The organism is Pseudomonas sp. B424 (assembly GCF_055408345.1).
In genome coordinates this window covers 124,145-141,883 of sequence record NZ_JBUZTL010000004.1, presented here as the reverse complement: position 1 = coordinate 141,883, position 17,739 = coordinate 124,145, and the positions used below count along the sequence as shown (strand labels likewise).

The following is a 17,739-nucleotide window of genomic DNA, read 5'->3' as shown; positions in this document are numbered from 1 at the left end:
AAATTGCCTGGCAAGTAGTAGGCGTGTGCTGAATTAACTTGTAGGGATTGATGCCCGGTTTTGCGCAGTGCAGTCTTTGTGGCTACCCAGACCTTAGGATGAGAGCCATGCATATACTCAATTGCGCGAAAGGCGAGCGGTTTTCAATCGGACAAGAAATCACTCTGTGCGTTGTAGCCGTTAACGGTAATAGCGTGCGCCTGGGGGTCGAAGCCCCCAAGCACATCAGTGTTCATCGATCAGAAATTTTTGAGCGGATAAAAAGCCAGTCCATCGGGCACCCTGCCAGTGATCCTGTTGCGCAGGGTTAATCAAAGAACTCTTTTGGCACCGCGTGCCTGGGCATTAGCTGGCATTGCTGGCTTTCGAGGTCGAAGAAAATAACGGCTTGCCCTTTGCTCAGTGCATGCCGCACACGCAGCACACGAGTTTCCTGAGGCGTGTCATCGCCATTGTCAGTGCCGTCGCGGCTTACGAAATCCTCGATCAGACGGGTGAGGGTGTCGGGTTCAAGCTGGTCGTAAGGAATAAGCATGGGTTGTCTCGCAACTAGGCAGGTTCGGGTGGCCGGTAACAGGTTCAGATCGATTTATCACGATTATCCCAATAGCTCTGTGCCAGCTCAAAGGCTTGCTCCCGGGGCGTGCCCAGCCCGCGCAATGCCAGGGCAATGGTCGAAAGCAGTGCCAGTTGCGGGTAGCTGTCTTCGACTTCACCGCGCCAGAGCGCCTTTAGGTGCTCGGGGTCCAGCGACGCCGGTTTGACGTGGCGCTGTGCAGACAAGGCCGGCCATTCCTCGTCCCAACTAACGCCTGCGGTGGTGCCGTAAAGATGGCTCAGTGTGTCCGGGTTGATTTCTATTTCGCCGCCATCCCCCTTGACCACGATGCTGGTGTCGCCCAGTAAGCCGCTGGCCTCGCGATGCACACTCTGATAGCCCGGATGGAAGATGCTTTGCAGGCCGCAACGCGCACCCAGAGGGTTGAGAATGCGTGCCAGTGAGTGGATTGGTGAGCGCAGGCCCAGGGTATTGCGCAGGTCGATCATGCGCTGTAATTGCGGCGCCCAGTCCTGTAGCGGAATAAACGCCAGATTGCCTGTATCCAGTGCCTCGTTGACGCTTTGCCAGTTGCGGCACAGCGGAATGGCGAGTTCATCCAGCAGTTGCTCGCTGTACATCCGGCCCGCCGTATGGACGCCGCCGCCATGCATCAAGATGCGTACGCCGTTCTGCGCCAGGCACTTGGCGGCCAGCAGATACCAGGGCAGGTGACGTTTTTTGCCCGCATAAGTTGGCCAGTCAATGTCGACCTTGATTTCGGGCGCTGTCAGACGTTCCCTTACAGCCTCGGTGAAACCGGCCAGTTCCTCAGGGCTTTCTTCCTTGTGCCGCAGCAGCATCAGGAAGGCGCCCAATTGCGTGTCTTCTGCCTTTTCGTCAAGCAGCATGCCCATTGCCTCGCGGGCTTCTTCGCGTGTCAGATTGCGCGCCCCGCGTTTGCCTTTGCCCAGGATGCGCACAAATTGCGCAAAAGGGTGCTCGGCAGGGGTTTCAAGAGTCAGCGCAGCAGGAGCGTTCATAGGCAATTGGTCGGCTTGGGCAGGCCCGCCAGCTTGGCGGCGAGTTTGGCTGGAGTGCCATTAAACAGGCGGTTGAGGTGCAAGCTGTTGCCTTTTTCAGGCCCCAGTTTCAGTGCGGTGTACTTGATCAGGGGGCGAGTGGCAGGCGAGAGCTGGAACTCCTGGTAAAAGCTGCGCAGCAGCTCAAGGATTTCCCAGTGTTCGGGGGTTAGCTCAATGCCTGCTTGCGCCGCCAGAGCCCGGGCAACTTCGGCAGACCAGTCGTTAAGGTCAAGCAGGTAGCCGTCCTTGTCCAGGTCGATATTTTTACCGTTGAAAGTAAGCACATTCATAGCCAGCTGTTGACCTTGTCATATTGAATCGACAGCTCGACGAAAGCCGGGTAATCGACGCATGTTGCCCATGCCGGGCATTCAAGGTTGCGTGCCAGCATGTCCTCTTCAAGGATAAAGACGGTTTTATCTTCCAGCGACTTCAGAGTGCTACTTTGAGGTTGCAGGGCGTACACCGCATCTCCGCACAGCAGCAGCGCATCTTCACCGCCCAGCAAACGCAGGCAGCTACCCAGGCGGGTGTCTGAAAAAGGTGAGTGGCTCAGAACGTGTAGGGTCGTCATCAGAGTGTGATCACTTGGTCGTAACGGTCAAAAAGTGCCCGGATGTCTTCTGCTGACAACGGCTGCACGTCAGGCACCGCCAGGCTGGCTGGCGAAATGCCGCGCTCGGTCAGGCTATGGCTGCAGGCATACAGGTCATCAACGCCGAACAGGGACAAGGCTTGCAGATTGGCCGTAAGGTTTTTCTGTTCAATGGCGGCGGCGTTTTGTTCCGGCAAAAGCTGAAAAGTACCGTCATCCATAAACAGCAGGCCGATAGGCAGATCAAAGGCACCGCCTGCCAGCACGATATCCAGTGCTTCTTTGGCGCCGGGGCCGGACCACGGCGCCTGGCGGCTGATAATCAAAAGTGACTTGGGCATTTCAAGGCCCTCCGAAGCAGATCAGTCGATCAGCCGATTGAATGGCGTCGTGCAGTTGCCCCAGTCCGGACAACTCCCAGGGTGCTTTCACATTGACGCCGGGGCGTTGATAGCGTGCGGCTTCATCCTCATTCAATACGCCACGGCGCAAGGCGGCAGCAATGCAGACCACGCCATCGAGCTGATGGAGGCTGACAAAGTTCGCCCATTGCTGCGCGATATCTTGTTCGTCCTGCGGCGTCACGATATTGCTCGAGGCGCTGTGAACGCCGTCCTGATAGAAGAACAACCGAACAATCTCATGGCCACCCGCCAACGCTGCCTCGGCAAAACGCAGGGCTCGGCGGGAGGAGGGCGCATGGGCTGCTGAATAAAGGGCAATGGCAAATTTCATGGTGGGGCTCTGTCAGCAAATCTGCGGCAATGATAAAGCCAGATGCCCAAAGATGCTTGCAGCAGACAACAAAAAGCCCGCCGAAGCGGGCTTTTGTGTAGCGGGTGTTTATCAGTCGTCGCGGCTCATGATGCCGAAAATTTGCAGCAGGCTGATGAACAGGTTGTAGATAGACACATACAGGCTGATGGTCGCCATGATGTAGTTGCGCTCACCACCATGGATGATGGCGCTGGTCTGGAACAGGATGCAGACCGAGGAGAACAGCACGAAGCCTGCGCTGATCGCCAGTTGCAGGCCGCTGACCTGGAAGAAGAAGCTCGCCAGCGTCGCGCCCAGCAGAACAAAGAAGCCGGCAGTGATAAAACCGCCCAGGAAGCTCATGTCCTTGCGGGTAATCAGCACATAGGCAGACAGGCCGCCAAACACCAGAGCCGTCATTGCAAATGCCGAACTCACCACCTCGGCGCCGCCCTGCATGCCCAGGAAGCGGTTAAGGATTGGGCCCAGCAAGAAACCCATGAAACCTGTCAGGGCAAAAGCGGACACCAGGCCCCATGCCGAGTCACGCAACTTGTTCGTCAAGAAGAAAAGGCCGTAGAAGCCGATGAGAACAACAAAAATATTTGGGTAGCCGACCCGCATCTGCTGGGAGATGTAAGCCATCACACCGCTGAAAGCCAGGGTCAGGGCCAGTAGGCCGTAAGTGTTGCGCAGGACGCGGCTAACCTCTAGCTGCTCGGCCTGCACGCTGTTATTAACTGCGTAATCCTGTTCGCGCATGGCGATACTCCTGTGGTTTGAAATGTTAAGTAGCAAAGATCATAGCAGAGGCTCTGAAACAAGGGATCAAGAGAGTTTGACAACGTGTTTCATTCAGGTATTATGGCGCCCGAAACAACGTTAGGAGGTGTGGCCGAGTGGTTTAAGGCAACGGTCTTGAAAACCGTCGACTGTAACAGGTCCATGAGTTCGAATCCCATCGCCTCCGCCATATTGCTGCACCGCAGAGCCCGCCTTTTGGCGGGCTTTGTCGTTTCTGGGGTTTGGAGAAGGGTGCTGCTGAAGGGCGTTTTTTGGCGATGTGATCCATAGCACTAGGGTCGCTTGTCTCGTTGGAAAAACGCTCATCGCGTGGGGAACACCTGGTGAGAAGTTGGCAGGCATATGGAAGCTCCCGGGCGGTGAAAATGAGGACCAAAAATCCTTGGGCACCCCCGCCAAGTGCTCTTAGTCCGGTCAGAAAATACAGCGCGTCCCATAATCTCAGTCGGTCTCCGGTCAGTCAGTACATTGCCGAATTAGCCTGCTGACTGGCGGCTACTGTTTTGCGCTCAGCCAAGCGGATACCGAAAGACAGTAATAAGGCGACGGCGGCGCATGCACCGGCAAACCACAGATTGGTAGCCAGATCATACCTGTCGAAAACCCACCCACCCGCCCATGCTCCAAGTGCAATACCAACATTGAACATACCCACATACATCGCAGTGGCTATCTCCACGGCACGCGGCGCGGCTTTCATCATCCAAGTAATCAGGCCCACCGAAACCCCTCCATATGCCAGCCCCCAAACTACCAGCGTCACGCCGCCGCCGATGGTTGAATCCCCAAGGAACAGAGCCGGAGTTAGCAGCAGGCCCAGCGAGATCATTATCAAGCTTAACGCCGTGCGCCCCGCTGCGAGGATACCAATCAGGAAGTTACCTGCAATGCCTGCGAAACCGTAGGCAAACAGTAGTGCGCCAACCCATTGAGCCTCAAATCCTGACACCGATAGCAGTAAAGGGCGCACGAAGGTAAAGGCGATGAAGTGACCAGCTACCAACAGTAGTGTTAAAAGCAGACCAACTAGCAGTTTCTGGTTGCCTAACTGCTCACGAAATTGGCGAACACTCACCGAACCAGTAACGGGCAGCGCGGGTATAACAGCAAGATGCAATGCGAGTACCAGCCCGCTGAACAGGGCCATGCCGCCAAAGGCCCAGCGCCACCCGGCAAAATCACCGATCAACGCACCAAGTGGAACGCCCAGTACTGATGCTGCTGCCACCCTTCCGAAGATGATGGAGGTCGCTAAGCCTACAGAGTGATCAGGCGCAAGCCGACAAGCTAGCCCTCCGGCAATAGCCCAAATACCACCCATGCAAAATCCGACCAGAACACGGGCGACCAGCATCCACGCCATGCATTGGTGCCAATGCGCAGGCTATGTTGGCAACCACTAACAGCCCTACCCGTCCACATAGGATCCTGCGCCGATCCATCCCCCCAGACAGGATCACTACCAGTGGAGCGCTCTATCACCACGTTGGCGATAAAAAAGGATTGTTGATCGCGTGGTACAACAAATCGACGCCGAGATGGACGATCGTCTGCAAGCGATCTCCGACTCCGCCGAACCCGCACTCTGGATAGCAGACAGTGAGGAGGGGAGTACTCGATTGGCACGAGGTACTGCAGGGCTAGAACTGTTGCTGCGTGGATTGTTGATCACCGCTTAGCCCCAAACAGGATTTATGCTAAACCTTCCGTCCTGCCCGAAAGAACTCAGAACAAAGGATCATGTGATGAAAGGAAGCTGCGCGTGCGGTGCCATCGAATATGAAATTGACCGCATCGACATGCCCGTGAGCCACTGTCATTGTCACTCGTGTCGAAAAACCCATGCTGCAGCATTCGTCACCACTGCTGGGGTATTGCGTGAGCACTTCCGTTGGGCGAGGGGCGAGGACAAGCTGAGCAATTACGAATCCTCCCCCGGGAAGCTGCGCCGTTTTTGCTCTTTATGCGGTTGCCACCTGCTTGCAGAACGAACTGGCGCTTCGGCGGTGATCGTTCGGATGGCAACTCTCGACGAGGACCCGGGGGTTCGGGCCCAGTACCATATTTGGGCTGAGCACGACGTTGCATGGCTGCAGGATGATCAGCTTGCGGTCTATCCGCAATGGCAGCCGGGGCGCTGAGTAGAGCAGTGAACTTGCAGTATGGCCCCGGGCCTTTCAGTAGCGCTTGGTGAGTCGCCAGAAGACAGGCAAAAGGACTTTTCACGTGTATCAGGGAGATAGCATTTGATGGTCAAACCAGCTATTCACACTCTGCGTAATCTGTCCGAACTTGATTACCATGACAGCAGATCGCTCACACTCCCTGTTGAAATCACTGCGCTTGAAGCCTGGAACCTCATGACGGCCGAGCAGGGATGGCTCATGCGCATGGCTTTGCGCACACGGGATGTGATTTCTTCGTTTTTTGGTGTGAAGCGCATCGGCGGGTTTTCCGGGGTCGAGCGAGGGGCGGTGCAAGCAGGCGATTATCTCGATTTCTTTCTGGTGGAGCTCAGTGCTCCCGGGTTGTTGGTCCTGACCGAGCGTGACCGGCACCTGGATGTCATGGTTTGCCTTTCAATCACAAGTCGTGTGCTCACGATCACGTCGTCTGTCGTAACCCATAACGCTTTTGGCCGTCTCTATATGTTGCCGGTTGGTCCAGCCCATAAGTTGATCGTCAATGGCCATTTCAGGCGGCTGAAACGCAAGCTTGATGAGGCCGCGTCAAAGTCCGCGAACCCATAGGCGACCCTCCCTGAAAGTTGGAGCCCTCACGGCAATTCGAGTGGTGGGGCTCCGCGATTTTGACCTCGGCTGTCAGCATGAAGCGTCTGCTGTCGTGAGCGCCTCGCGGTAAGTAATTGATTTATAAAAGCCTGGCTGTTTCAAGATGTGTCGCGGCTTTTTGCGGTCAATATTGACCTGTTCGAGACAAAACTTGTGCCCTATCGATTTTGGCAGTGTGTTTTCACCAGAGATGGCTGTGTATATGGTGAAAATGGCTGGCCAACACTTCCTATACTGCGCTCGGCGTCGCATACCTGCCCAGAGCAACCAACCAGAGCGGTTCGTTGTACTGCCATGGATATTGTCGCTCTATGGAGACGAGGGGCCTTCTGTTGCCTTTCGCGTCCCGTGCACCTAATAAGTCTAAGAACGAGAAATAGTGTAATGAATAAACAGTCCATCCAGATTGCGCTTGCTTACATGTCCGTGGTGATTGGGGGCGGCTTTGCCTCCGGGCAGGAGGTGCTACAGTTTTTCACCGGTTATGGGCTTATAGGCATCGTAGGCACTCTGGTGAGCGGTCTGATGTTTGCCTTCCTCGGTATGCAAATCGCCCGCATGAGTTCGAAGATGCAGGCCACTTCGCACAAGGAAGTTCTCTATATTCTCTTCGGCGCCCGTATCGGTCTGGTAGTCGACGTGGTGCTGTCCTTCTTCCTGTACGGCGTAGGGGTGGTGATGCTGGCCGGTAGCGGCTCGATCTTTGCCCAACAGTACGATCTGCCTCCGTTGTTCGGCGGTGTACTGATGACTGTGCTGGTGATCGCCACACTGTGCATGAACGTCAAGCGCATCATCGACCTGATCAGCGCGGTCATGCCTTTCCTGCTGGCCATGGTTCTGATCATCACCACGTACTCGATCTTCAGCTACAACGCCCCGATCGAGACCCTCGACGCGGTTGCCCGCGAGAATAACGAGACGGTCACTGGCAACTGGTTTGTCGGCGCCTTGCTGTATGCATCGTTCAATATCGCCGTAGGCTTCCCGATGCTGGCAGTGATTGGTGGCATGACCAAGCAACCCAAAGCCGCAGCACTCGGCGGCGTACTGGGTGGCCTGGGCCTTGGCCTGCTGATCCTGTTGTTGAACATCGGTCTGTTCGCCAATATCAACCAGCTGCAGGGCATCGAAATGCCGTCCCTGGCACTGGCAGGGCGCATTTCGCCGATTCTCTCGGTGGTGATGTCGGTTGCGCTGGTGTGCATGGTCTACAGCACGGCGGTGGGGATGTTCTTTGCTTTCAGCGCTCGCTTCGCCAAGCCTGAAACGAACCGCTTCAAGCTGATCAGCGCTGTGACCGTATGCGTTGGTCTGGGCTTGAGCCTGGGTGGTTTCAGCAAGCTGGTCGGCACTGTCTATCCGCTGCTGGGCTATGTCGGCTTTGCGCTGATCCTCGCCATTTGCTTTAACTGGGTACGCGGACGTTCCATTGCCAAGGCGCAAAAAGCCGCGCTGGAAGCTGCGTCCTGACCCTGGCTGCAACTGAGCGTAAAACGATGAGCCCCGCCTTTGTGCGGGGCTCATCGTTTGGGGAGAATGGCCTTTGTGCTCAGAGGTGAGTGACCTGGCCCAGCCGTGCCAGTAACTGGTTGGCATCCATGATCCTTGCGTAGTCCATCGCCATGTTGGCAAGCGACAATGCATGCACGTCTTCTGCGGGCCAAAGTCGACCTGTCAGGTCTGTTTGATCAAGTGTGAAGCAGGCATCCGCCACCACTGTTGTATCAAAACCCAGGCAACCGGCCGAGCGCACAGTAGCCTCCACGGAGTTGTTGGTGATGACGCCGCAGATCACCAACTGTTGAATGTTGCGCGTGCGCAGCCACCGCTCCAGAGCCGTGTTGGCAAATGCATCAGGGACGTTTTTTTCGACCACGTGTTCAAGCTCAAGCGGCGCCAGTGCGTCTTGAAACTCGCAGCCGGCCTGGCCGGGCCAGAACACTGAGCCCACGGTTCGGGAAATATGCCTGATATGGATCACGGGGCGCTGTGTGAGCCGCCATGCATCCAGCAAACGCTGTACGTTCAGCTCGGCATCCGGGTTGTTTCTACGACCAAGCCCGGGGCTGGACATCCCTTTCTGCATGTCGATGATGATGAGTGCCGCATCGGCTTTGACGGGGAGCATGGCCGGTCCTTGGGCTGAAAATGGGGAAGGCCATGCTAAGCATAATGGGGCGGCGGATACCAGCGCGCTACAGGTCGTTTTCGTGCATCAGGGTTTGGGGCTCGCCATGGGTAATCATCCATTTCAGAAGCAAACTGACCGGCACTCGATGGGTGCGTTCAACCCATTGCACGCCTTCGTGGCTGTAATGCTCGATATAGCGGCGCAGCACCAGTTCTTCGCAATCGGTCGACAGGTGCAGACTGGTTTCTCGGCAGTGCAGAGCTGCGTTGGCACGTCTTACCAGTCGTTGCTCCAGGATCAGTGACGGGGTATCAGAAGGCATGGGCAGCAGACATTCTTGGCAGGAAAGGAGCCTGATGCTCGCATTCGTGGCTTGCCCGGATATGTCTGTTTTCTTACCGGGCTGACACTTTGTTGCCATGTTGAAATATATGACGCGGGGCGCCGAATAGTTTTAGATGTGAGGCCTTACAGACCTTAAGTGATATGTGCCGGTGAGCAGCCTTTTGATCGTAGACGATGACCTTGAGGTCCTTGCGCTACTGAAGAAATTTTTTGTGCAGCATGGATATTCGGTGGAGGTTGCCACCGATGGCGCTTCACTGTGGGCGGCGATGGCACTGCAGCCGCCGGATTTGATCATTCTCGACCTGATGCTGCCCGGGGATAACGGCCTGATGCTGTGCCAGCGGCTGCGCCAGCAATACCCCACGCCGGTGATCATGCTGACCGCCATGGGTGAGTTGAGTGATCGGGTGGTCGGGCTGGAAATGGGCGCGGACGATTACCTGAGCAAACCTTTCGATGCCCGCGAGTTGTTGGCCCGGGTGCGTGCCGTACTACGCCGAACGGGGGAGAACCGGCCCTTGACCGCAGAGGTACCGCGGCCGCTGATGAAATTTGCCGACTGGCAACTGGACCTGACCCGGCGTGAGCTGCGCTCGCCGGACCAGGTGATGATTCCGTTGTCGGCCGGGGAATTCGACCTGCTGCTGGTCTTTGTCGAGCACCCGCAACGCATTCTTACCCGGGAGCTGTTGCTGGACCTGGCGCGCGGCCCGACCCATGAAGCGTTCGATCGCAGTATTGACGTTCAGGTCAGTCGCTTGCGGCGCAAGCTGGAGTTCGACAGTAAAGGGGTGGAGATGATCCGCACCGTGCGTAACGTCGGTTACCTGTTCACGCCCAGCGTGACCCGTCAGTGAAGGGCTGGATTTCAGGCTGGCGCCTGCGCTCACCGGACACCATCGCGAGCTGGATCGCCCTGACCACCATTGTCGCCATGCTCACGGCGCTGGGCTTCAATGCCCTTTTTACCCAGTTGGCAGGCGTCTGGGCCTATCCGCCGTTGAGCGAAATCGGCTTGCTGGAAAAAACCGCCTTGACCACCAAACTGATCGAAGCCTCTCAGGTCGACCAGCGCGAACGTCTGGCGGCTGCAGGCAGTGACAGCTCCTTGAGCATCAGCTGGCATGCCAGCCGTGAAGAGCTGGACCTGCCGCGGGTCCCTGAGGCGGCCAGCCGCACGGATACACCGCTGGCGCAGGGCCTGTTCAGCAACCCGGCACGGCGGCTGGAAGCCTATCAGCCCAGCGACTGGCCGCAGAAAAACGGCCACTACACGCTACTGGTGCAACTGACCGATGGTTCCTGGCTGATGTTCAGCATCTCTTCGCGCAACTGGGGGCTGGGGTTGTGGGAGCGCAACCTGATCGTGATTGTGCTGGTACTGCTGTCCACCGCACTTGTGGCGCTGTTCGCCACCCGGCACCTGGCCAGGCCACTGCAACAGTTTGCCGAAGGCGCCCGCCGCTTCGGCGTGGATTTTCACGCGCCGCCCATAGAGCCGGTCGGCCCCAGGGAAATCCGCCAGGCAATCCTTGCGTTCAACGCCATGCAGGCGCAATTGCAGCACTTCATCAAGGACCGCACCCAGATGCTCGCGGCCATTTCCCATGACCTGCGCACGCCGCTCACCCGCATGCGCCTGCGTGGCGAATTCATCGAAGACCCGGAGCAGCAGCAACGGTTGTTTCGCGACGTCGACGAGATGCAGGCCATGATCAATTCCAGCCTGGAGTTCTTCCGCGATGACGCCCGCCTGGAGCAGGTCACGCAATTTGATCTGGCCGAACTGCTCCAGACCCTGATCGATGACTATCGTGACCAATCCATCGACATCGCTTTCAGCGGCCCTGCGCACCTTGTGTACTTCGGCCGCCCGCTGGGCCTCAAGCGCGTGATCATCAACCTGCTGGACAACGCCATCAAGTACGCGGGCGAACCGGCCATAGCGCTAAGCGGGGACGATGAACAGGTGACAGTGTTTGTGCTCGACCGCGGGCCGGGGATCCCTGTCGAAAGCCAGGAGCAGGTGTTTGTGCCTTTCTATCGACTGGAAGGCTCGCGCAATAAAAACACCGGCGGGGTGGGGTTGGGGTTATCGGCAGCCCGCGCGATAGTTCTGGAACACGGAGGGTCGTTAACCCTGAGCAATCGCAAAACGGGCGGGCTGAAAGCGAAGGTAGTGTTGCCGGTCTTGAAGGGCGTAGCCTGAATCACATCCTGTAGAAAGTGTCGGGGCAACCCGACACTTTCAGACCCTCAGAGCGCTGCAGCCACTCGCGTGCCTTTTACCTGCGGCGAAACATCATGCAGGGAAATCCGTGAAGTCTCCGGCAACGCCAGGCCGCCGGCCAGGGCGAGCAGTGCTACTGCCATGAGGTAGAACGCCGGCGACAGGTTGCTGCCGGTGGTGCTGATCAGCCAGGTCGCCACCAGCGGTGCGGTGCCACCGAACAGGGTGTAGGCCATGTTGTAGGTGATGGCCGACGCGGTATAGCGAGTGCGGGTGGGGAAGGTTTCCGAGAGCAGGGCGGCGGTTACCACGCCACACAGCACCGCGCCAATGGCCAGCAGCATCACCCCGATGATGGACGCAGCAAACCCGCCGGAGCTGGCCATCAGGAACGAGGGGTACACCGCGACAATCAACAGCGCGCAAGCCGATATCACCGTCACCCGACGCCCGACACGGTCCGAATACAACCCGGCCAGCGGGCAGATTGCAGCGGCGAAGATCAGGGCGATCAGCGACACCAGCAATGCGGTTGCGCGGCTCAGGCCGCCTGCCACTTGCAGATAAGTCGCAAAGTAGGTGGTGAACATGTAGAACGACAGCGCCGTAAGCGACACAAAGGCCCCCAGGCAGCAGATAGCCGCGCCATGGTTGCGCAGGGTCTCCTTGAGCGGGGAGTGGGCAACGGCATGCTCCTCGGTCACTGCCTGGAACGCCGGGGTTTCGTCCAGCTTCCAGCGCATGTAAAGCCCCACCAGCCCCAGCGGTGCCGCGATCAGGAACGGCAGGCGCCAGCCCCAACTGCCCATGGCCTCGGCCGAGAGTGAGGCCTCAAGTGCGTAGGCCACCACGGCTGCCGCAGCAAAGGCGGAAAAGGTCGATACCGGCAGAAAGCTGCCATACCAGGCCCTCTTGTCATCGGGGGCGTGCTCCATCAGGTAAGCGCAGGCGCCTGCGTATTCGCCCCCGGCGGAAAAGCCCTGGGCGCAACGGATCAACGTCAGCAGAATCGGCGCCATAACCCCGATGGCCGCATAGGTGGGCAGCACACCGATCAGGGTTGTGGCGCCGGCCATCAGCAGAATGGTCATCGCAAGGGTTCGCTTGCGACCGATCCGGTCACCCAGCATGCCGAAGAAAATCCCGCCAAGGGGCCGAAACGCAAAGGCCACGGCAAACACCGCAAAGGTCTTGAGCAGCGCGGCACTGGCATCGCCACTGGGGAAAAACTGCTGGGCAATGGTGGTGGCCAAAAAGCCATACACGGCGAAGTCGAACCACTCGACGAAGTTACCGATGGCGGCGGCGACAATCACTTTTCTCAGGGTTTTAGGGCTGACCTGCTCTGTGGATGCACTTGTCATGCTAAGCCTCGATATCTCATCAGTAAGGCCTGATTATCGAGGCAGCCGCGCACGTGCTTTGCTTCAAAAGTGTCATCGGCATAGTCAGCACCGACTCACCCGCAGGTTAATACCGCCAGGGCAACGGGCCAGTGAACGGGCTTAATCATTGCTCTGGTGATTCCAAACGCGTCGCAGTTGGACTGTGGCTGTCTGTCCAGGCTGTGTTTTTCGAGAAGTCAGGGTGTTTGAGTATCACGTCCAGGAACTCGTTGACGGGCATGGGGCGGGCGAAGAAAAACCCTTGCATGTAATCCACTCCGCAGGCACCCAGGTAATCGCGCTGTTCTTCCGTTTCAATGCCTTCGGCCAGCACTTGCAAGTCCAGTTTAAGTGCCAGGTCTAAAATCGAATCGAGGATGTGTACGGACAGGGCATCCGCTCCGATCATTGAGATAAAGCTCTGATCGATCTTGATGAAGTCGACTTTGAAACGCTGCAAATAGCTCAGGCTTGAATGGCCGGTACCAAAATCATCCAGGGCAATTTTTACGCCCAGATCATGGAGCTTTTCAATAAGTTGAAGTGCGATGGGGGTCGGCTTTATAAGTTCGCGCTCGGTCATTTCCAGCACCAGGATGACAGTGCCCGGTTTGAAGGCTTTCAAAAATAAAATGCATTCATCGATCAGGTCAAAACTTTCAAAGTGCTTTGCGCATACATTGAATCCAATGTGAAAGGGCTGTTCCAGTCCCGGCACGTAAGGCGCGAGTTGTTGTGCGGTCTTGTGCATGAGACGCCGGGTAATGGCGATGATTAAATTGGAACGCTCGGCAAGCGGGATAAAACTGTTGGGCGCAATAATCCCTTCATGGGGGTGATTCCACCTGACCAGTACTTCGCACCCGATACATTTGCCGGAGGTTGAAGAAAAGACAGGTTGTAAATAAGGAATGAACTCATCTGCTGATAAAGCCCGCTGAAGTTCAATGCTGGGTGCCAGTACGCGACCCAGCATCCAGTAGGTGAGCAGACCGGAAAATATACCCAGGGCCAGCAATAGACCAAGAAGAATGGAGTAAGTCTCGAGCGTATGACTCAAGAGGGTGCCTGCGGGGTATGCGGCAGAGACTGTAAATCCATATTCATTGGAAACTACAGAGCTGGGTGCTGTCGGGTAGTTTGTGAACGGGGGGCTATCCACTACCTCGTTTTGGGTCATCCACTGGTCGCCGACCTTGAGTGACAAATTGCTTTTTTTATCGATGAGATGAAGGGCGTCCTGGATATGTCGGCCATCAATGCTGATAAGGACGCTTTTATGCTCTTGCTGAATTCTTAGAATGAGGGCTGAAGTCTTGGAGCCTGAGGCGGTCTGATCTACCAGTCGCAAGCGGCCGCGCAAATAGTTCTTCGGGTCTACGGTCAGGTTTACATCGGAGCCATAGAGTGAACTGCAATAGATCCTGTTGTCAGTGGCCAGGCTTGTAGCGCGCAAGAATCGATAGGTGGCCACGGCTTCCCGTAGCGGTTTGGCAGCCTCTGAGCAGGGCAACCCCGTAATGTCTATCAGCTCTTTTGCGGCGGCTTCTGCCTCGCTCAGCATCACATTTATCTGCCTGAATGCCTCGTTAGCCGCAGTGTTTGATGTGCGGGACAAATCAGAGCCAGATTTCAGGTAAACCAGTGGAATACCCAGGGCCAGTGGGAGGATGCCGATGACTAGAGCTATTAAAAAAACCTTCTTCGAGGAATAACGTATTGCTCGATTCATGGATCATTCCTGCGAAATTCAGTCGGGTAGAGTGCGGGTAAGGTGAGAGGCGGCGACCTTAAGAAATAGCAATCTCAGGATGCAATACTAGGCGCTACGGGCCCCGAAAAACACCCGCAAGGCGCCATTTTCCGGTGCAGTAAGAAGAAGTAAGAGCCGGAAAGTCTATATAAGACCGATGTCGGGTTAAGGGGGGGGCGCTGTGGGAGCATGGGGTCAGAACTCGTCCAGGGTATGGCTGTATGTATTCACGTAAAACAATTCCCATCGTGGGCAGAAACTTTGCCTTTAAAGCGGCCCTGGCCGTTCAGGGTGCCAATGACCTCAGGAATGTCGATGTTCGAAATGCATTGCGCTTTCTCGATGTATTGAGCCGTCAAGGCCACCTGGCGAATGAGCCTGATATTAATGATGTGATTCATAAGATCGCTGCGCATGTTTGCCAGTGTGGTGTGTACCCTCCCTTGGTGTCGTTTGCGCAGTACAACATTGCGCTGACGAATGTAGTGAGGTTTGTGCAGGGTTCAAGTACTGATTTGTCCAGGGCGGCAGGCACTGTCAGGCACTTGCTGTCGGTGCTCGCAAAAGCAAATAAAGAAGAAGTGTCGCTGTACGAACATGGGGATTCCACCTGTTTGTCCATATTTGTGCAGCGCGAGTTTCGGCGTGGCAATCGAGCAGTGACGGGTAAGGGCTGGGCGGGGGTGAGCAGTTACCGCTTGCCCTGCAGTGCTTAAGTGGGGACGTGGCAAACACCCGTCAGAATATTATTGATGTTGTAGTAATATTCAACATCAGAGAAGCGCGAGAAGGTAATAAGACCCCCCCTCCAGCCCGCGGCGCATAAACAGGGCATGTTTAAGGCTATTATCACTTTCAAAAACGTTTGCGTTGATGGTTTTAAACAAAAAGCGTGAACTGTCCAGCTTGTCAAACTGCACATCGAGCCTGCGGTTATATAGAAACTCTTGCTGGTCCGGATCTTTGAGGTTGAAGTAAAGATAGATTTCCCCCGCGTCCATGTTGATGGACATGTCGCCTTTGCCGGCCCAGCGCTGGCTATTGTCTGTCGAGTAGATGAAGTCTATTGAGGCATAGCAGGGTGCCTGGGGAATATCTTCATGATATTGATAGGCTTGCAGGATAATGAGGGTTCCAAATACCAGCGTGGAGACAAGGCTCAGGAGCAGGATTACTTTTTTTGTTCGATGATGAGGTAATTTGTACACAGCGCCTCTCCTTTGCTTTCTGGTTTTTCACAGTTGACTAAAAGTTCTGATAATGTTTTTTTGACATAATAAGTTGTTCCTGTTGTACCAACGAAAGAACCAAACATAGCCATGGTGGAAATGATGCTGTCTTTCGGTGTTTTCTCCCCCCGTTCGACATAGAGTCTTGTGCCGTGGGTTTCTGATAAAAGTCGCCACCCCTCCAGCTGGACCGGTTTATTGAAAAGCATATAGCCATAATAAACAGGCAGGGCGGTACCCAGGCATAACGTCAGGTAAAAAGGCATTTTGTAAAAGTGCCTTCTCTTCACTTCGTTCGGGGGCGATGGGGCCGGAATGCCTTGTTCCGCTGTTGGATCCGCCAATGGGGCTTCACTGTTTTCAAGCGGGTCACTTATGGTGAGTGAGGGGGAAGGTGTTTCACTGGGAGGCGTACGGGTATCAAAGGCGAGGCTGTCGGGTACGGCAGGCTCTGGCTCGCCGGGCACGTCGTTGGTGCCGTTATCGTCGCAGACGCGTTCTATTTTAAGCAGTAAAACAACGCCTCGCCGGGGCAGTGTTTTTAATATGGACCTGTCGAGTCCAACCTCGGAGAAGTAATGCCTGAGGGTGTGAAGAGCTTTGTAGTAACTGCTGTCCGATACAATGAGCCCCCGATCCCCCCATACGCGACTGATTAAATCCTCCTTGTCGGTCACGCCTTCAATCAGGGCTAATAACAGGTGGCCTTCATTGCTCGTGAGCGTGGTGTGCAGGGGCGGGTAACTCAGTAAAAACGTGTCATGATCGTAGGTGCACTTGACCGTAGTAAATGCGGTGGAAGTTTCACGGTCGCCCTGCATCTTACTTACCCTTGATATGTTCGTGTGCAACTAGATCATGGTGAGGTATTGCGAGTCAAGTATGGGTGTAGGAAAAATCCTATTTTTGTCATTTGTACTATTGCCCGGACGGGCAATAGAGAAAGGTTAAGTTTAAGTAAGAGGTTGTAAGGTCGGGTAAGGACGGGTGTTGCGTAAATCGCTATGCTGAAGTTTCAATTTTATAAAGGAGGAAGTCCTGGTTATTGTTTTTGAAGGTTGTTTGTGTTTGATGATTATGGTGCTGCGCGCCGGCGTGTAACGGCGTTCTTGTTATTGACCGCGTAATGCAAATCAGAACAGGCGGTTTAATGGGCCGTTTTTCTGGCCGCAATGACGCACAGAATGACCGCCGCCGTCACGCCGAACATGCCGATGCTGACTGTCTCGTGCAGTAATGTGGCCGCCAGCGCCAATCCGAAAAAAGGCTGCAGGAGCTGTAGCTGCCCAACTGCGGCGATCCCGCCCTGGGCCAGCCCCCGATACCAGAATACGAAACCGATCAGCATGCTGAAGACGGATATGTAAGCCAGGCCCAGCCAGGCGGGCAGGTGGATGCCGGCGAAGGAAGAGGGGGCCCATAACCATGCCAGTGGCGCCATCACTGGCAGCGACAGCACCAGTGCCCATGAAATCACCTGCCAGCCGCCCAGTGTTCGGGACAGCTTTGCCCCTTCCGCATAACCCAAGCCGCAAATCAGGACTGCCAGAAGCATCAGAATGTCGCCTTCGGGGGCGACGCTAAGGCCCTGAGAGATGGCATACGCCACCACGCATGCGCTCCCCAGGATGGAGAAAAACCAGAACGCCGGCCGCGGCCGCTCACCGCCACGTATGACGGCGAAGGTTGCCGTGGACAGGGGCAGCAGGCCGAGGAAAACGATGGTATGAGCCGATGTCACATGTTGCAGGGCCAGCGCAGTCAACAAGGGGAAACCGACCACTACCCCTGTGGCCACAAGCAGCAGGGGCACAAGATGGCTACGCTCCGGCCGCCGGGCCTTGAGCAGCCCAAGCATGGCCAGCGCAATCACGCCGGCAATGGTGGCGCGCGCCAGGGTCAGGAAAACCGGATCAAACTCCAGCACCGCCACCTTGGTCGCAGGCAGCGAGGCGCTGAAAATAACCACGCCGATAAACCCGTTGATCCAGCCACTCAGATTGTTCTCGCCGCTGTGGTGTTGCAGGTTGGAGGTACGTTCCATCGAGTCTCACGCTCAGGCTGTTCGCGGGATTGCATGCAGCACATCC

General features: G+C 56.2%; 22 protein-coding genes and 1 tRNA gene. 8 read left to right on the top strand and 15 right to left on the bottom strand.

Going from position 1 to position 17,739, the window contains the following annotated elements:
* Nucleotides 1–50: 50 nt before the first annotated feature.
* The gene (locus ACZRMS_RS07350; protein WP_463994753.1) at nt 51–311 is read left to right on the top strand and encodes a carbon storage regulator; all 261 of its coding nucleotides are present in this window, start codon (nt 51–53) and stop codon (nt 309–311) included.
* Here ACZRMS_RS07350 and ACZRMS_RS07345 read toward each other — a convergent pair.
* The 7 genes from ACZRMS_RS07345 to ACZRMS_RS07315 all read right to left on the bottom strand — a co-directional run bounded on the left by ACZRMS_RS07345 (nt 308) and on the right by ACZRMS_RS07315 (nt 3,736).
* Nucleotides 308–535 carry a YheU family protein gene (locus ACZRMS_RS07345; RefSeq protein ID WP_095002028.1) on the bottom strand — a complete coding sequence of 76 codons (228 nt, stop codon included), beginning with the start codon at nt 533–535 and terminating at the stop codon, nt 308–310. The genes ACZRMS_RS07350 and ACZRMS_RS07345 overlap by 4 nt on opposite strands.
* 44 nt (nt 536–579) lie before the next feature.
* Nucleotides 580–1,581, bottom strand: a complete 1,002-nt coding sequence (locus ACZRMS_RS07340; protein ID WP_463994752.1) for a glycosyl transferase family protein — start codon at nt 1,579–1,581, stop codon at nt 580–582.
* Nucleotides 1,578–1,913 (bottom strand): TusE/DsrC/DsvC family sulfur relay protein, encoded by a 336-nt coding sequence (locus ACZRMS_RS07335; RefSeq protein ID WP_463994751.1) that lies wholly within the window; start codon nt 1,911–1,913, stop codon nt 1,578–1,580. The genes ACZRMS_RS07340 and ACZRMS_RS07335 overlap by 4 nt, the downstream gene beginning before the upstream one ends.
* Complete coding sequence (gene tusB, locus ACZRMS_RS07330; protein WP_463994750.1) at nt 1,910–2,197, bottom strand: sulfurtransferase complex subunit TusB; 288 nt, start codon at nt 2,195–2,197, stop codon at nt 1,910–1,912. Before tusB ends, ACZRMS_RS07335 begins: the two co-directional genes overlap by 4 nt.
* Nucleotides 2,197–2,559: a sulfurtransferase complex subunit TusC gene (tusC, locus tag ACZRMS_RS07325; protein ID WP_463994749.1), complete on the bottom strand. Its 363-nt coding sequence runs from the start codon at nt 2,557–2,559 to the stop codon at nt 2,197–2,199. Before tusC ends, tusB begins: the two co-directional genes overlap by 1 nt.
* Before the next feature lies 1 nt (nt 2,560).
* Nucleotides 2,561–2,953, bottom strand: a complete 393-nt coding sequence (gene tusD / locus ACZRMS_RS07320) for a sulfurtransferase complex subunit TusD (protein ID WP_048360853.1) — start codon at nt 2,951–2,953, stop codon at nt 2,561–2,563.
* 111 nt (nt 2,954–3,064) lie between these two features.
* Nucleotides 3,065–3,736 carry a Bax inhibitor-1/YccA family protein gene (locus tag ACZRMS_RS07315; RefSeq protein ID WP_463994748.1) on the bottom strand — a complete coding sequence of 224 codons (672 nt, stop codon included), beginning with the start codon at nt 3,734–3,736 and terminating at the stop codon, nt 3,065–3,067.
* A 123-nt stretch (nt 3,737–3,859) separates the two neighbouring features.
* Here ACZRMS_RS07315 and ACZRMS_RS07310 point away from each other — a divergent pair.
* A tRNA-Ser gene (locus tag ACZRMS_RS07310) sits at nt 3,860–3,947 on the top strand.
* Between the two features lie 291 nt (nt 3,948–4,238).
* Here ACZRMS_RS07310 and ACZRMS_RS07305 read toward each other — a convergent pair.
* Nucleotides 4,239–5,141 (bottom strand): MFS transporter, encoded by a 903-nt coding sequence (locus ACZRMS_RS07305; protein WP_463994747.1) that lies wholly within the window; start codon nt 5,139–5,141, stop codon nt 4,239–4,241.
* Between the two features lie 382 nt (nt 5,142–5,523).
* Here ACZRMS_RS07305 and ACZRMS_RS07300 point away from each other — a divergent pair, with 382 nt between their 5' ends.
* From ACZRMS_RS07300 to ACZRMS_RS07290, 3 genes are all read left to right on the top strand, one after another.
* Complete coding sequence (locus tag ACZRMS_RS07300; RefSeq protein ID WP_463994746.1) at nt 5,524–5,919, top strand: GFA family protein; 396 nt, start codon at nt 5,524–5,526, stop codon at nt 5,917–5,919.
* Nucleotides 5,920–6,027: 108 nt separating this feature from the next.
* Nucleotides 6,028–6,528 (top strand): DUF2867 domain-containing protein, encoded by a 501-nt coding sequence (locus tag ACZRMS_RS07295; protein ID WP_463994897.1) that lies wholly within the window; start codon nt 6,028–6,030, stop codon nt 6,526–6,528.
* Between the two features lie 426 nt (nt 6,529–6,954).
* Nucleotides 6,955–8,043, top strand: coding sequence for a YkvI family membrane protein (locus ACZRMS_RS07290; protein WP_463994745.1), 1,089 nt, complete (start codon nt 6,955–6,957; stop codon nt 8,041–8,043).
* A gap of 79 nt (nt 8,044–8,122) precedes the next feature.
* On the opposite strand, the gene ACZRMS_RS07285 is transcribed toward ACZRMS_RS07290, so the two are convergent.
* Nucleotides 8,123–8,701, bottom strand: coding sequence for a cysteine hydrolase family protein (locus tag ACZRMS_RS07285; RefSeq protein ID WP_463994744.1), 579 nt, complete (start codon nt 8,699–8,701; stop codon nt 8,123–8,125).
* A gap of 67 nt (nt 8,702–8,768) precedes the next feature.
* Nucleotides 8,769–9,026 (bottom strand): hypothetical protein, encoded by a 258-nt coding sequence (locus tag ACZRMS_RS07280; RefSeq protein ID WP_463994743.1) that lies wholly within the window; start codon nt 9,024–9,026, stop codon nt 8,769–8,771.
* 172 nt (nt 9,027–9,198) lie between these two features.
* Between ACZRMS_RS07280 and ACZRMS_RS07275 the strand changes: the two genes are divergently transcribed.
* Together ACZRMS_RS07275 and ACZRMS_RS07270 are read left to right on the top strand one after the other, a co-directional pair.
* Entirely contained in the window at nt 9,199–9,909 is a 711-nt protein-coding gene (locus ACZRMS_RS07275; RefSeq protein WP_463994742.1) for a response regulator, read from the top strand.
* On the top strand, nt 9,906–11,261 hold the full coding sequence (locus ACZRMS_RS07270) for an ATP-binding protein (protein WP_463994741.1): 1,356 nt from the start codon (nt 9,906–9,908) through the stop codon (nt 11,259–11,261). The genes ACZRMS_RS07275 and ACZRMS_RS07270 overlap by 4 nt, the downstream gene beginning before the upstream one ends.
* Nucleotides 11,262–11,308: 47 nt before the next feature.
* Here the strand turns inward: ACZRMS_RS07270 and ACZRMS_RS07265 are convergent, their stop codons facing one another.
* Nucleotides 11,309–12,646, bottom strand: coding sequence for an MFS transporter (locus ACZRMS_RS07265; protein WP_463994740.1), 1,338 nt, complete (start codon nt 12,644–12,646; stop codon nt 11,309–11,311).
* Between the two features lie 145 nt (nt 12,647–12,791).
* A complete protein-coding gene (locus tag ACZRMS_RS07260) occupies nt 12,792–14,399 on the bottom strand; it encodes an EAL domain-containing protein (protein ID WP_463994739.1) in 1,608 nt (535 codons plus the stop codon).
* Nucleotides 14,400–14,641: 242 nt separating this feature from the next.
* On the opposite strand from ACZRMS_RS07260, the gene ACZRMS_RS07255 reads away from it, so the two are divergent.
* Complete coding sequence (locus tag ACZRMS_RS07255; protein ID WP_463994738.1) at nt 14,642–15,136, top strand: hypothetical protein; 495 nt, start codon at nt 14,642–14,644, stop codon at nt 15,134–15,136.
* 57 nt (nt 15,137–15,193) lie between these two features.
* Here ACZRMS_RS07255 and ACZRMS_RS07250 read toward each other — a convergent pair whose 3' ends face one another.
* From ACZRMS_RS07250 to ACZRMS_RS07240, 3 genes are all read right to left on the bottom strand, one after another.
* Complete coding sequence (locus ACZRMS_RS07250; protein WP_463994737.1) at nt 15,194–15,628, bottom strand: hypothetical protein; 435 nt, start codon at nt 15,626–15,628, stop codon at nt 15,194–15,196.
* Complete coding sequence (locus ACZRMS_RS07245; RefSeq protein ID WP_463994736.1) at nt 15,592–16,470, bottom strand: winged helix-turn-helix domain-containing protein; 879 nt, start codon at nt 16,468–16,470, stop codon at nt 15,592–15,594. The genes ACZRMS_RS07250 and ACZRMS_RS07245 overlap by 37 nt, the downstream gene beginning before the upstream one ends.
* Nucleotides 16,471–16,796: 326 nt before the next feature.
* Complete coding sequence (locus ACZRMS_RS07240) at nt 16,797–17,693, bottom strand: DMT family transporter (RefSeq protein WP_463994735.1); 897 nt, start codon at nt 17,691–17,693, stop codon at nt 16,797–16,799.
* Nucleotides 17,694–17,739 lie beyond the last annotated feature (46 nt).

Bases quoted from the DNA above. Each gene is read 5' to 3' on its own strand.
- ACZRMS_RS07350 (WP_463994753.1), top strand. From the start codon at position 51: ATGCCCGGTTTTGCGCAGTGCAGTCTTTGTGGCTACCCAGACCTTAGG.
- ACZRMS_RS07345 (WP_095002028.1), bottom strand. From the start codon at position 535: ATGCTTATTCCTTACGACCAGCTTGAACCCGACACCCTCACCCGTCTG.
- ACZRMS_RS07340 (WP_463994752.1), bottom strand. From the start codon at position 1,581: ATGAACGCTCCTGCTGCGCTGACTCTTGAAACCCCTGCCGAGCACCCT.
- ACZRMS_RS07335 (WP_463994751.1), bottom strand. From the start codon at position 1,913: ATGAATGTGCTTACTTTCAACGGTAAAAATATCGACCTGGACAAGGAC.
- tusB (WP_463994750.1), bottom strand. From the start codon at position 2,197: ATGACGACCCTACACGTTCTGAGCCACTCACCTTTTTCAGACACCCGC.
- tusC (WP_463994749.1), bottom strand. From the start codon at position 2,559: ATGCCCAAGTCACTTTTGATTATCAGCCGCCAGGCGCCGTGGTCCGGC.
- tusD (WP_048360853.1), bottom strand. From the start codon at position 2,953: ATGAAATTTGCCATTGCCCTTTATTCAGCAGCCCATGCGCCCTCCTCC.
- ACZRMS_RS07315 (WP_463994748.1), bottom strand. From the start codon at position 3,736: ATGCGCGAACAGGATTACGCAGTTAATAACAGCGTGCAGGCCGAGCAG.
- ACZRMS_RS07305 (WP_463994747.1), bottom strand. From the start codon at position 5,141: ATGGCGTGGATGCTGGTCGCCCGTGTTCTGGTCGGATTTTGCATGGGT.
- ACZRMS_RS07300 (WP_463994746.1), top strand. From the start codon at position 5,524: ATGAAAGGAAGCTGCGCGTGCGGTGCCATCGAATATGAAATTGACCGC.
- ACZRMS_RS07295 (WP_463994897.1), top strand. From the start codon at position 6,028: ATGGTCAAACCAGCTATTCACACTCTGCGTAATCTGTCCGAACTTGAT.
- ACZRMS_RS07290 (WP_463994745.1), top strand. From the start codon at position 6,955: ATGAATAAACAGTCCATCCAGATTGCGCTTGCTTACATGTCCGTGGTG.
- ACZRMS_RS07285 (WP_463994744.1), bottom strand. From the start codon at position 8,701: ATGCTCCCCGTCAAAGCCGATGCGGCACTCATCATCATCGACATGCAG.
- ACZRMS_RS07280 (WP_463994743.1), bottom strand. From the start codon at position 9,026: ATGCCTTCTGATACCCCGTCACTGATCCTGGAGCAACGACTGGTAAGA.
- ACZRMS_RS07265 (WP_463994740.1), bottom strand. From the start codon at position 12,646: ATGACAAGTGCATCCACAGAGCAGGTCAGCCCTAAAACCCTGAGAAAA.
- ACZRMS_RS07260 (WP_463994739.1), bottom strand. From the start codon at position 14,399: ATGAATCGAGCAATACGTTATTCCTCGAAGAAGGTTTTTTTAATAGCT.
- ACZRMS_RS07255 (WP_463994738.1), top strand. From the start codon at position 14,642: ATGTATTCACGTAAAACAATTCCCATCGTGGGCAGAAACTTTGCCTTT.
- ACZRMS_RS07245 (WP_463994736.1), bottom strand. From the start codon at position 16,470: ATGCAGGGCGACCGTGAAACTTCCACCGCATTTACTACGGTCAAGTGC.
- ACZRMS_RS07240 (WP_463994735.1), bottom strand. From the start codon at position 17,693: ATGGAACGTACCTCCAACCTGCAACACCACAGCGGCGAGAACAATCTG.